Raw genomic sequence first — 13,257 nt, 5'->3', positions numbered from 1 at the left:
AGTTTTCTGCTTCTTGATAGTTATTGGGCAGCGCTGCTAACTTGGCTGAAAACCACAGGTTGCCCCTCGTTCAGATTCTGGTAACCTGCCGTAATAATCTGGTCAGCGGCACTTAATCCAGACAGCACCTCTACTTTTCCGCTGTAAGTAACACCGGTGGTCACTTCTTTTCGGGCAGCTACATAGCGGCCACCTTCTTTTTTAGCGACATAGATATACTGTGCCTTCTCGTCTTTCTGCAATAAATTAACAGGCACCACAATAGCATCTTGTTTTATATAATCCTGAATGCGCACCAAAGACACCAGGTTCGGACGCAAGGTTACATCCTTCATATCCTTTAATCTCAGTTCAATTCTAAAGCTGCGGTTGGCGGGGTTAATAAACTGGCTCACAACATCAACTGTAGCTTTTACTTCTTGCTGCAAGTCAGGGAAGCTTACCACCGCCACGTCGCCTTTGTTGATTTTAGATAAATAAGCCTCCGATACATCGGCTACCACCTTGCCTCCAGCAGTGTTTACAACCCGCATAATGCCTACACCCGGAGCCACAGACTCGCCAGCGTTCGGAATTACTTCGTCTACCACGCCTGCAATCGGAGCCTTTACATTAAACTGGTCGCGTTGCTGCTCCATGCTGGAGATATTGCGCTGCAAAGCCTCGTAGTTGTTTTTGGCAGTAAGGTACTGCATTTCGGTACCGATCTGCTGGTCCCACAGGTTCTTCTGCTTTTCGTAAGAAATGCGGGCCAGGTCGAGACGTGTGCGCACTTCTGCCAGGTTTTGGTCCAGCACAGTGGCATCTATGGTAGCCAGCGTCTGCCCTTTTGCTACACGGTCGCCAGGCACTACCCGCACACTGGTTAAAACACCGCCTACCTTGGGGCTAACCATAACGTTTTGAGTAAAATCTACTCTACCCTGCACCTCCAGGTAATGCCGAAACGTGTCTTGCTGAATAGCCGCTACTGTTACGGGTATGGTTTTTTTCTCTGCTTCACCGCCTTTACCACTTGCCTTTAGCTCCGCTTCTAATGCTGCAATTTTTGTCTGGAGTTCGTTTTGCTGTTTTTTCAGCTCAGTTAGCTGAGTTTCTTTATCCTTGGAGCCGCATGCCGTAACACTTATTAAAACGGCTATTGCCACTATTTCAAATACTCTTTTCATGGTTGGTTGAGGTTTTCGTAAGTTCTATTTTGTTAAAAGAGTGCCGGTAGCTTTATCGAGGTTTACTTTAGCTATAAGGGCATCGTACATGGCAGCGTAATAGTTGGTTTGAGCGCCACGCAGATCTGTTTCAGCAGTTACTACTTCCAGATTGGTGCCCACACCTTCCTGAAATTTAATTTTGGCTACTCGCGCAATTTCTTCTGCCAGCTCCAGGTTCTCGCGCTGCGAGGCCAGCACCTCCAGGGAGCTGGTAAGGTCTGCCGAGGCTTGCGAAAGCTGCAGGTCTATGCTTTGTTTAAGGTTCTCGAAACCTAGTTTAGTATTATCTAAAGTGAGCCTCGCCTGCTGGGCCTGGTAGCTTTTGCGTAACCCATCAAAAATCGGCACTTGCAGTTGCGCCCCCACATAACCGTACTCCAGCCAGTTTCGGGTTCTGGTCATGGTATTAAAGTCGTTGCTGGCAGCATTGTAACCATACCTGCCATTCAGGTACAGCTTGGGCAGGTAACCAGAGTTAATGTTGCGCAGGTTAAGTTCCGCCAGGGTATGCTGCGTTTCCAGCACCGAGTACTCTATGCGATTAGCGTAATCGAAGTTGCCCGTGTAAGTTTTGGCGACATCTACCTCTACCTCAGAGAGCTTATCGGTTAGTACAATCGGCTCTCTCTGGTTCAGGCCCATCTGGAACTTGAGCAGGTCTTCGCTTAACAGGAGCAGGCGCTCTGTTTTCTGCTTCTCCACCTTCAGGTTGTTCAGAGAAACGCGCAGCCGGTCTACATCCAGTTTTTCGGCTACACCATTTTTAAACATCACATCGGTTTGCCAGAGCAGCGTATCTAACCGAAGCAAGTTCTGGTTGAGCAGCTCCATACGCTCGCGGTTTACCAACACACTGTAATAAGCTTTAGAAACCTGTTCTGCAACTTCAATTTCATTCTGAATCAAGTCTTTGCGAGCCAACTCGGTATAGGTCTTGGCAGCTTTTAAGCCGATCAGGTAAGACCCGTCGAAGAGCAGCTGGCTTCCGCTTACAACCAAATTACCTGTGTAGGTCGGCGTAAAAGTTACCGGCACAAAGGTACCTGGCTCTGGCGCGTTAGGGTTATCGGGGTCCTGGAAGAACTCGGCCGGCAAAAAGCTCTGCTGCTGAATAAAGTTATCTCCAGCCTCCAACACTGCACTTACCTGTGGCAGACCGGCAGCTCTTATTTCGCCAACCTGCGCTTTATCTATCTGCTGCTGGTTGCGGGCCATTTTAATGCTAATTCGGTTTTGCAGCGCATAAGCTATGCTTTGCTGCAAAGAGTAAGACTGCGCGCTAATAGGCTGGGCAGCAAAAACAGCAGCCATTGCCAATACAAGGCTAAATAGTTTTTTCATAATTTATTTGGTAGTAGGACTGGTTATTCTTCTTCTTTGATTTGCTTGTACTCGTTGATAAGTTTATGGCCTTTAAGCGTGGCTATACCAAGCATGTAGAGTTCCAGGTTTGCCTGCTGCACCTGCTGCAGGTTAAACTCGTGCTGAGGGAAAACATGTGGATCAAAAGGCAGCTCTATCATTACCATTCTGAGGCGAGCCACCACTTCTATATCTAAATCATTTCTGAAGAAGCCTTCTTCTATACCCTGCCGCAGGTTTTCTTTAATCTTCTCCAGCATAAAGCCGCATTTATGTTCCTGCCAGAGCTTCCAGGCATTAGGGTGGTATTTCCGTAAATCATGAAAAACAGCAGGTCGCATGCTTAAGAAAATCTGCCTTACCGTTTGCATAATGTTAAACAACTGGGCAATTGCATTCTCAGAGTTATCCAGAAAGCACTGGCTACTTTGCCCCATTTCATTTAAAAAGCCTTTTACAGCGGCATACACCACTTCATCTTTGTTGCTATACCATTTATAGATAGTCTTTTTAGATATTGCCAGGTGCTGCGCGATATCGTCCATAGACACGCTTTTTATGCCGTTTTCACAAAAAAGCGCAAACGCAGCCTTTGCTATTTTTTCCTGAATTTCTGACTTCAGTTGAAGTGACTCTGAATGCTGTTCCACAGATCAAAACTACGGAAACATTTTTAGTTTCCAAAGTTTCCTAGCTCATAATTCCGATACACTAACAACCCCAAGTAACCTAGCATCAAGACATTAAACTTGTTCAGACGGCGCAGAGGAGCATTCCCTCCAAACAGCCGGTTCTATATGCCTAAAACCGTTTTTAGCTTGCCATAGCCGCTCTTGCTTAGCGGAATGCGAGTACCTGTTCGAAGCAAGGCAATATGGCTGTCTTTTTCAAAGGGCTCAATGCGGGTTAGCTCCTGCAGCGCTATTATATAAGACCGGTGCACCCGCACAAACTGCTCTGCACTAAGTGTTTTTTCATAGTAACTCATAGTCTTCTTTTTCAGGAAACAGCCTTCTTTGGTATAGATTTTCACATAGTCGTCGTAAGCTTCGAGATACTGCACTTCCTGCACCGCAATAATGCGGATGTTGCTCCCCACTTTTACCACAATCCGATGTTGCTCCTCAGGGTGCCGCACTATGGCTTGATCTGCCGCCTTTGAAGGCTCTTGTCCGGTTGACTGCTGCTGTTGCAGCCATTTCTTAATAGCGGCATCAAAACGATCGGCACTAAAGGGCTTCAGCAAATAATCTATAGCATTGGCTTCGAAAGCTTTGATAGCATACTCATCGAAAGCCGTGGTAAAAATAACGCCGGGAGCAGCATCAATGAGTTCCAGCATTTCAAAGCCGCTAATCTTTGGCATCTGTATATCCAGGAACACCAGGTCTGGCTGATGTTGCATAATGGCTTTTACTCCTTCAAAACCGTCGCCGCACTCCTGCATCACCTGTATATCGGGGTAGTTTTGAAGGTACTCCAGCACAATACTACGGGCCAGAGGCTCATCATCTATAACTAAACATTTTATCATAGGCTTTGCGGAATTTTAATGGTTGTAGTAAACAGGGCGCCAGTTTGCTCAATGCTCAGGAGGTCGGGCCGGGCGTAAAGCAAGTAAAGTCTGCGCTTTACTGAGTCAAGGCCAAAGCCGGTGCCGCGACGTGGCTGCACCGTAGCCGGGTCGAAGGGGTTCTGCACCACCAACACCAGTTGTCCGGCTTCTGTTTTGGCGGTCACGTTTATGGTGGTGTTACCAATGGTATCGTAGAGGCCAAACTTTATGGCATTCTCTACCACAGGCTGCAGCAGCAGCACAGGCAGGCGCAGCGGCAGGCACTCCTCCTGGTGCTCCAGCACAGTTTGCAGCCGGTGCCCAAACCGCACCTTCTCAATATCGAGGTAGAGCTGCAGGTGCTGCAATTCGTCCGATAGCGGCACTAGCTGCTGATCGTCTTTGCGCAGGGTGCCCCGCAAAAACTCAGATAGCTGCTGCGTCATGCAGCGGGCCTGCTCCGGCCGTGCCCCAATAAGGGCACTAATGGAGTTGAGGCTGTTGAAGAGGAAGTGCGGTTGCAGTTTTTGCTGCAGTGTATGCAATTCTGCCTCCCGTGCCAGTTTCTCAAGTGCTAGTTTCCGTTTTTCGGCCTGCTGTTGCTCCTGCATATAGGCCCATAGCCAATGCAGCAACGTAATAAACAGCAGCATGAGCCAGGCAAAGGCAAAACGAAGCGGCACAGTCGCCTCCACAAAATTCAGATAAGGCCCCTGATCGCTTAAGATCTGCTCCAGCAGCCAGTTGCCTGCCGCCACTCCTAAACCTGCCAGCATCAGGCTGCTACCCAGCAGGTATACAATGTTTTTAAGCTCTGGCTGATAGAACCGCATGCACATGCCCATTACATAGCCGCCCAACACAATAGCAAGGTTTGTAACCAACCCATCGACTACCGTATGCCCCAGCTCATAGCCTGTCTGCAGCAGCACCAGTACTTGCACCAATGTCCAGAGCAGGGCCCAACCGAGGTATAGCAGCGTTAGCTTAAGTGAGTACATTATTAATGTTGAAATTTGATCGAGTGAATGATTAGGTGAACCTTTAGCTGACTGGCTTGATCGTGTAAAGCCTCAAATTGTGAATGAAAGTGAAGTATTTATTACCGCTATTTATCCACTCATTTAAAATTTTTAAACTCACTCAATCATTCATTTTAAATTCAAAATTTATCTAATAACTCCTGATGTCGAGGCCTCCGAATATGATGGTGCCTTTCAGGTACAGAATTTTATCGGTTTCGTAGTTATCGTTGACCAAGTGCCGCTTGTCATCTATTCCTCCTAGTATGGCCATTACATCAGACTGCACCTTCCAGTGAGACGGCACAATAAGCTTAGTGCCTCCAAATGCCTGCGAAATATCTATGGTAGCTGGCCCTTGTAAGTCGGCCTGGCTCAGGTTAAATTCTGATCCGCCAAAAAAAGTCTCCACATGGCCTCCTTTGAACTGTTTAGAGAAAACACTCTTTTTAGTGCCACCAAACAGGGTGAAAGCGCTTAGGTAGTCATCGGAGACAAACTCAGTAGCGGTTTGCTGATCTGGCGCGTTGGAGTCGGTAGTGCCTCCCGTGTAAGGCACTGGTCTGATATCCCGCCTTCTACTTTCGGGGCCACACCTGCCTCCAAATTTATTCGGCCGCAGCATGACCCAAAGCCCCACCGAGATCAGCACAATAGGCCACACGTACGCCCTCAGCGATAATGCCGGATATAAATCTTCCAGCAAAAAGAGGGAGCCTATCAGCACCAGCACCAGCCAGCCTGGTCTCCTGAACGAGCTGCGCGCACCAATAAACAGGCCCAGCAGAATAAGAGCCATTTTCCAGGAAAACACCCATCGTGGCAGGGTAATTTCTCCCAACTGGTAAGCCAGCAGCACCAGGCCGATGCCAATTATCACCAGGCCACCCAACACTCTCCCTGAACGCCCTCCTGCGGAGTGCTCCAGGCCTCTATAGTTTTCGGTTGTTTTAAACTTAGTCTGTTCCATGATCTTAATTTTAACCAAAGCTACAGAGCAGGAGCACACTACTCAACAGCTAATAGGCTGACCTCCACAAGCAGTCGGTGAACACCGGGTTTTGGTCGGTAAAAGCATAGTAAAACTACTATACTTGTTTCTCACCGACGCCCGCTCTTATTTGGACCAAAGATCTAATTTCTATTATGGTTACTAAGCCAAGCCAGTTGCCATACCGGGTTTCTAGTAACCATGGCTCAATTTGCAGAAATAAGACCTCACCCAAAAGCGAAAATAGACGAACGGGCAAATCAATGGGCTGAACAGGAATGTTTTACGCCTCAACTGTATGGAGTCGGTTTTCGGCTTTACCGTTGCATGCTTGCTAATTTTCGTATTTACTCTGTACCAATCTTTCGCTTAGCTCCCCCTTTTTTCATTTTGAAAAATCTTGTGGGCAAGAGACAAAAGCAAAGGCTATGGGCTCTTTAGGTTTAAGTTCGCTTAGTAACTGTTCTTGCTGTGACACCAGAGTGGAGTTATTTCATTGTTGGAGTCTTTTGCCTAATTGCATTGAAACCATAGCCGTTAGGCTAATATCTATAAATAAGGCCATTCCTCGCCAGGCCATAGCATCGACTAGATAGTTTCTTCGACAGCAGAGAGGCTCTACCCCACTCGCTGAACGCTCTTTAAAAGGGGGGCCTCCCTCCAACAGTTTAGCGTCATTTCATGCACCGGGTAATGTGCTTGCCCGGTAGCTACTTGTAGTACTAATTTGTTTATGGATGCTTCTAACCAAATTCTCCTAATGAATTCGCCCTTCCGGAGGCATTTTTGAGATGCTAGATGCCAGGCTTTAGATGGTAGATTTTTCTCAGGCTGCTATCCTTGAGTTCTGGTTTCCCCAGACACTCGCAGGAGCTGCACACTAAGAGGGCTTCCTGATCTTGTTTGAATCAACGATTTAACTATGAAACCATTTCGTCACCAGTAGTCGAATTCTTCTAATGAATTTGACCTTCCGGAGGGGTTTTCTGCTTATTGGCAATAAGGGTTATCTTTCACAAGCTGATGCCGGAAGCTAGTGCTTGTTTCGACGCTACTACTAGAGCAAACAGCTATTTGTTTGTTTCACAAGTTCAGGCTTTTAATTCATCGTTTCTGATTAACTAACAATCTTCAAATTGTTATCTTTGCGTATTATGGTTGACAAGATACAACGAGTAGAACAAGAAATAGCGGCTGCACACATTGGCAATGCAGGCGAACTGGAGCAATTCAGGATTACTTATATTGGCCGGAAAGGGCAAATTGCTGCGCTTTTTGACGACCTGAAGCTGGTGGCACCGGAACAGCGCAGGCAAGTAGGCCAGGACCTGAACCGCCTCAAGAACCTGGCTCAGGATAAATTTGACCAGGCACAGGAGCAACTGGCAACTGCCACTACCGATACTGGTGAGGCAAGCTTTGATTTTACGCTGCCTCCGGTACCAGGCACATTAGGCACACGCCATCCGCTGTCGCTGGTGCGAAGCGAGATTGTGCGCATTTTTGAGCGTATTGGCTTCAACGTGTCCGAAGGTCCTGAAATGGAAGATGACTGGCACAACTTTTCGGCCCTGAACTTCCCGGAGAACCACCCGGCCCGCGAGATGCAGGACACCTTTTTCCTGAGCCAGGACCGCGACAAGCTGCTCCGCACCCACACCTCCACCGTGCAGGTGCGCCTGATGGAGATACAGAAACCGCCTTTGCGCAGCATCATGCCTGGCCGTGTATACCGCAACGAAGCTATTTCGGCCCGTGCGCACATGGTGTTCCACCAGGTAGAAGGATTATACGTAGATAAAAACGTAAGCTTTGCCGACCTGAAGCAGACGCTCTATTACTTTGCCAAAGAACTCTTTGGCCAGGATACTAAAGTACGTTTCAGGCCGTCGTTCTTCCCGTTTACAGAGCCAAGCGCCGAAATAGACATTTCGTGCCTGATCTGCAAAGGCAAGGGCTGCAACATCTGCAAAGGCAGTGGTTGGGTAGAAATAGGCGGCTCCGGCATGGTAGACCCTAACGTGCTTCAGAACTGCGGCATAGATCCAGAGGTTTACTCTGGCTTTGCCTTTGGTATGGGCATCGAGCGCATTACCATGCTCAAGTACCAGATTAAAGACCTGCGCCTGTTCACCGAAAATGACGTACGCTTCCTGAAGCAGTTTGAGGGAGTGCTTTAACCCAGAACTGTTACAGAGCTGAATAGTTCTCCCTCTTAGATTTTCTAGAAGAATAACTCAAATAAAACTGAAGTTCTGAACCACGGATTACCCGGATGAAAAGATTACACAGGTTAAATCAAATTAACATTTTCAGTAAGATCCAGGAATCCTAAAAATCCGTGATTCAGAATTTCTAAAGCTCTTTCGTAGAGTCTGCTACTGCTGCTTTGTCAGAATCATCAATCTTTTGTGCTGTGTGTAATAAATGATGGAAATAAAGAAAATAGGAGTAGTAGGTGCCGGCACCATGGGGCTGGGCATTGCGCAAGTATGTGCGGGAGCAGGTTACACAACTATTTTGTACGACATCAGTGCCAGCATACTAGAAAAGGCAGAAGCGGCCATAGCTGCAAACCTGGAGCAGGGCGTGCAACGAGGCAAGCTCACTCCCGCCGATAAAGAAGCTACACTGGCTCGTATTACTTTTACCGGCGAAACGCTACAGCTCTACGCAGATGTGATTATAGAAGCTGTGGTAGAGCGCCTGGAGGTAAAGCAGAGCATCTTTAAGGAACTGGCTGGCATAAACAGCACCAGCACTATTTTTGCCTCTAACACCTCCTCTATCTCTATTACCCGCATGGCGGCGGCTGTACCGCATCCAGAACGGGTGGTGGGCATGCACTTTTTTAACCCGGCACACATTATGAAGCTAGTCGAAGTCGTTTCTGGTGCAGCCACGGCTCATGCCACAGCACACACCATAGCGCAACTGGCCCAAAAACTTGGTAAGACACCCGTCATGGTACAAGATTCTCCTGGGTTTATCGTTAATAGGGTGGCGCGCCAGTTCTATGTAGAGAGCCTGAAGCTGCTTGAAGAAGGTGTGGCCGATGTAGCGTCTATTGACCAGCTGATGCGCGCCAGCGGCTTTAAGATGGGCCCCTTTGAACTTATGGACCTGATAGGTGTTGATGTGAACTACACCGTAACTGCTTCCATGTTTGAAGCATTTCATTATGACCCAAAGTTCAGGCCCAGCCGGATACAGCAACAAAAAGTAGACGCCGGGCACCTGGGTCGAAAAACCGGCAAAGGATTTTACACTTATGACAAAGATTAAGCAACTCCTGTTACTGCTCACGCTGCTGCTGTTCTCCTGCCGCGACGAAAACAACCACCCCAATATACCTAATGTGCCGGTGAGTGAGCAAATTAATGTTAACAGTCTCCTTTACCCCCAACTGCGGCAAGACGGTGGCCATGCCTACATTAATGCCGGCTACAAAGGCATTGTAGTGGTGCGCCAGACTTCTACCATGTACCATGCCTTTGAGCGCGCCTGCACCTACGACCCTACCGCAGATTGTGCCAAAGTAGAAGTAGACCAATCAAACCTGTTCTTGGTAGATAAGTGCTGCGGTTCGCAGTTTAGCATGTATGGCAACGTAATGGCTGGCCCGGCTATTCTGGGGCTAAAGCCTTACAAAACTTCCCTTAGCGGCTCTACGCTTTATATTACAAATTAATTTTTCGGGTTGATTCCCAATAAATTAAGTTAAGATTAAAGATTTTTTTTACACAGTACTTGCGTAGAAAGAAAAACCGCCGTAATATTGCAGCATCAAACAGCAAGACAGTTGCTGAAATAAACACTCCTCCTTAGCTCAGCTGGTTAGAGCACATGACTGTTAATCATGGGGTCCTTGGTTCGAGCCCAAGAGGGGGAGCTTCAAAAGCCACTTACAGGTAAAACTGCTAAGTGGCTTTTTTTATGTACACACAATTTGCACACAAGCCTCCGCAAGGCTAAGACTTTTCTATTCTGTTTATTTCAGTAAACTTCTTTCATGTTTTTAATCAAATCGAAAATAATATCTTTCTTCCAAATTCTTTAGCATTGTATTTCCTGCCAAAGTAATATGTTACAACTCTACCCGACGCTTTCCCTACTCTACTTTTTGGTCGAAGAGTGTAAACTTTAGTTGAAAAATGAGCCCAGGTCGGATAATCCCATTGATGCACTGTAAATAAAGGACACGCCAATATAAAAGTCCAGGGTCATTCATTTCGGCGCAAAGTTAGCCAGCCGCCTAGACTAAGAGCATGAAAATTTGTAGATTAGTTCAAGATGCTGCTGCTCAACATTATCGTTTTGGACCACGCCATCCTCATCAGTGATACATAACTGTTCTATGCCAGATAAAGAGCTCTAGGAGCCCCTTCTTTTACTCACTAAAGTACAAAATAAAATAGCTGCTGCTCGCCATGCCCCTGGCCATTAAGCTTTGTTTAGTTAAACAAGGAGCCTTGAGCGAGGCGTTGCTGAAGATGGTGTGGGTCTATTCAAAGTTGCCCTCGTAGGTGAAGGCCCTGATGATTTTCCCGTCGTCGATAAAGCAGATCAGAAGCTCGAAACCTGAACTTTCCATCGCGGTTCCGCTGAACACAAACCCTTAAAGGAACATTTCTCTCCCGAAGTGTAAATATGGATAAGCCTATTGCTTAAGTTGAGGAAATCCTTGTTCAATTCCCTGTACTTTCGAAAAAAAGAAAAGGCAGCACTTGAGGAAATTCTTGTTCAATTCCCTGTACTTTCGAAAAAAAGAAAAGGCAGCACTTAAAGAAAAGTAAAACTATCATTAATACTTTAAGTATAATCTGTACTTTATTTATAATAAATTATCGGTTATTACAACAGATATGGAGGAAAACAGGAACAGCAGCGGATTGGCATATGTAATGGCTCGCTCACTCGATATGGTCTTCACCGTCGACAAGGCGGGCAACCTGGTCCGGGTGAATGAGTCTGTCCGGCTAACCCTGGGCCATTCCTTCGAAGAATGGGTGGGGAAGCCTGCGGCAGATATCCTGCACGTATACGGCGTCGCCCCCTCCTCCTTCCCCGGCAGTCTCCGGGAAAAGGCCCCCCACCCGGTACCGGGACATGTCCAGGTGAGGGGAAAAGCGGTCCAAGTATCCTGGTCGACAATTCGGGACGAGGAAGGTGGCCTCTTTTTCTGCATCGGCCACACCGACTCCCGGGAACAGCGTTTCAGAAGTCTCTTCGACAACAATCCTGACATGGCGCTCTTCCAGGACGAGACGGGCATCATCTTGGACGCGAACCGATCCTTTCTCTCCTTTACCAGAAAAGAGCGCGAGCAGGTATTAAACAAGCCCTTAACCGACTTCCTTCCCGCCTCCGCAGCAGCCCTCTTCACGGAAAAGCTGGCGAAGGCATTCTCCGGGCAGCAGGTGGACTTTGAGACGGAGGTGGATTTCTCCAACCAAGGCCTCAGAGTTCTCAGCGTAGTAAAGGTGCCGCTGAGAGCGGGAGGAGAGGTATTGGGCGTTCATACGCTCATTCGCGACATCACTGCTCAGAGGCAAGCGCAGAGAACGGTTAGGCAGCAGGCCGAAAAGCTCAACACTATCTTCGAGAGCATCACCGACGCCTTTTTCATGCTCGATAAGGACTGGAAGTTCACCTACATCAACCGTGAGTTTGATAGGTTGCTCCACACCAACCGGGGCGAGATCACGGGCAAAAGCATATGGGAAGTATTCCCTGAGGAGGTGGACGGTCTTTTCCACCGGCATTACTACCATGCGGCTCAATCGGGGGAGGCGGTGCATTTCGAGGCATACTTTGCCCCCCTAGATTTGTGGCTGCAGGTGAAGGTCTTCCCCTCGGAGGAGGGCCTCATGGTGTACTTCGACGATATTACTGAGCGGGTGAAGGCTATCTCGGAACTGGAGAAGCTCTCGGTGGTCGCCAGAAGAACAACCAACAGTGTAATCATCACCGATGCCCAAGGGCTGACGGAATGGGTGAACGAGGGGTTCACCCGGATCACTGGCTACACCCTGCCCGAAATGCTGGGCAGGAAGCCGGGCGAGATTCTCCAAGGACCTGAAACAGATCCCGACACCGTTCGGAGGGTGAGCCGGGCCCTGAAAGCGCAGGAGCCCTTCTCCGATGAGATTCTCAACTACCGTAAGTCTGGCGAGAAGTTCTGGTTCTATAAGGAAGTGACACCCATTTTCAGCGAATCGGGGGAGCTAACCAGGTTCATTGCCATCCTGAGTGATATCACTGCCCGGAAGGAGGAAGAGGCCCAGCGACTGGCTATGGCGCGGGAGCTTTACCGGCAGAACACGGATATGCAGCAGTTCACCTATATCGTATCCCACAACCTGAGGGCGCCCGTGGCCAACGCCTTAGGGCTTTCAGAAGCCCTACTGAACCAGGACAGAAACTCGGAACAGTACAGCCTTTCGCTGGGATACCTGAGACACACCATACAACGGCTGGACCAAGTACTCAGAGACGTCAGCGAAGTGCTCTCCATCCGGAGCAATGACAACCTGCTGGAGATGAAGCCTACCACTGTGGCCGAAGTTTGGGGGCAGGCCCAGGACGACCTGTCAGTGCCGCTGCGGCAGTGTGGGGCCAGAGTAGAGGACCACATAGAGGAAGGGCTCCTGGTGCAGGCAAACCAGGCCTACCTGCACAGTGTTTTCCATAACCTGCTGTCGAACGCCATTAAGTACCGTTCCTCAGAGCGCCCCCTACTGATCAAGGTGGAGGGGGCAAGCTATGCGGAGGGGGAGGCCATCCTCCGCTTTTCCGACAACGGCTCCGGCCTTGACCTGATGAAGGTGCGTGGCAAGCTCTTCGGGCTCTACCAGCGGTTCCATCGCGGCACGGAGGGAAAGGGCATTGGTCTGTTCCTGATCAAAACCCACATAGAGGCCATGGGGGGACGGATAGAGGTAAGCAGTGAGGAGAACGTCGGCACCAGCTTCACCATTTATCTGAAGAAGGGTTAACTGGAGAGCGATTGTTGTAGGCTGAACATCTTCAGGCAATCAACAGTAACTAGCTCCCCAAAAGGCTAAATCTTTGATGATAGCTACGTACTATAATCATGTGAAATGGTCAAGATAT

At 48.5% G+C, this 13,257-nt stretch carries 10 protein-coding genes and 1 tRNA gene; 5 read left to right on the top strand and 6 right to left on the bottom strand.

Features of this window, described 5'->3' with window-relative positions; all coding sequences use genetic code 11:
* Positions 1 to 20 precede the first annotated feature (20 nt).
* From ACMA1I_RS00475 to ACMA1I_RS00450, 6 genes are all read right to left on the bottom strand, one after another.
* Entirely contained in the window at positions 21 to 1,169 is a 1,149-nt protein-coding gene (locus ACMA1I_RS00475; RefSeq protein WP_337066263.1) for an efflux RND transporter periplasmic adaptor subunit, read from the bottom strand.
* 24 nt (positions 1,170 to 1,193) lie between these two features.
* On the bottom strand, positions 1,194 to 2,552 hold the full coding sequence (locus ACMA1I_RS00470) for a TolC family protein (protein WP_337066262.1): 1,359 nt from the start codon (positions 2,550 to 2,552) through the stop codon (positions 1,194 to 1,196).
* Positions 2,553 to 2,575: 23 nt separating this feature from the next.
* Positions 2,576 to 3,223, bottom strand: a complete 648-nt coding sequence (locus ACMA1I_RS00465) for a TetR/AcrR family transcriptional regulator (protein ID WP_337066261.1) — start codon at positions 3,221 to 3,223, stop codon at positions 2,576 to 2,578.
* Between the two features lie 143 nt (positions 3,224 to 3,366).
* Positions 3,367 to 4,107 (bottom strand): LytR/AlgR family response regulator transcription factor, encoded by a 741-nt coding sequence (locus ACMA1I_RS00460; RefSeq protein ID WP_337066260.1) that lies wholly within the window; start codon positions 4,105 to 4,107, stop codon positions 3,367 to 3,369.
* Complete coding sequence (locus tag ACMA1I_RS00455; protein WP_337066259.1) at positions 4,104 to 5,129, bottom strand: sensor histidine kinase; 1,026 nt, start codon at positions 5,127 to 5,129, stop codon at positions 4,104 to 4,106. Before ACMA1I_RS00455 ends, ACMA1I_RS00460 begins: the two co-directional genes overlap by 4 nt.
* A 172-nt stretch (positions 5,130 to 5,301) precedes the next feature.
* Positions 5,302 to 6,120 carry a LiaF transmembrane domain-containing protein gene (locus ACMA1I_RS00450; RefSeq protein ID WP_337066258.1) on the bottom strand — a complete coding sequence of 273 codons (819 nt, stop codon included), beginning with the start codon at positions 6,118 to 6,120 and terminating at the stop codon, positions 5,302 to 5,304.
* A gap of 1,175 nt (positions 6,121 to 7,295) precedes the next feature.
* Between ACMA1I_RS00450 and pheS the strand changes: the two genes are divergently transcribed.
* From pheS to ACMA1I_RS00425, 5 genes are all read left to right on the top strand, one after another.
* Positions 7,296 to 8,321 (top strand): phenylalanine--tRNA ligase subunit alpha, encoded by a 1,026-nt coding sequence (gene pheS, locus ACMA1I_RS00445; RefSeq protein ID WP_337066257.1) that lies wholly within the window; start codon positions 7,296 to 7,298, stop codon positions 8,319 to 8,321.
* A gap of 247 nt (positions 8,322 to 8,568) precedes the next feature.
* Positions 8,569 to 9,426, top strand: coding sequence for a 3-hydroxyacyl-CoA dehydrogenase NAD-binding domain-containing protein (locus ACMA1I_RS00440; protein WP_337066256.1), 858 nt, complete (start codon positions 8,569 to 8,571; stop codon positions 9,424 to 9,426).
* A complete protein-coding gene (locus ACMA1I_RS00435; protein WP_337066255.1) occupies positions 9,413 to 9,832 on the top strand; it encodes a hypothetical protein in 420 nt (139 codons plus the stop codon). The genes ACMA1I_RS00440 and ACMA1I_RS00435 overlap by 14 nt, the downstream gene beginning before the upstream one ends.
* A 127-nt stretch (positions 9,833 to 9,959) precedes the next feature.
* Positions 9,960 to 10,033, top strand: a tRNA-Asn gene (locus tag ACMA1I_RS00430).
* A 973-nt stretch (positions 10,034 to 11,006) separates the two neighbouring features.
* On the top strand, positions 11,007 to 13,139 hold the full coding sequence (locus ACMA1I_RS00425) for a PAS domain S-box protein (RefSeq protein WP_337066254.1): 2,133 nt from the start codon (positions 11,007 to 11,009) through the stop codon (positions 13,137 to 13,139).
* Positions 13,140 to 13,257 lie beyond the last annotated feature (118 nt).

Origin of the sequence: Pontibacter sp. 13R65 (assembly GCF_047525655.1) — a bacterium.
Taxonomy (GTDB): Bacteria; Bacteroidota; Bacteroidia; order Cytophagales; family Hymenobacteraceae; genus Pontibacter.
Note: the sequence above shows the minus strand (reverse complement) of the source record. Positions and strands in the feature narration are given on the sequence as shown.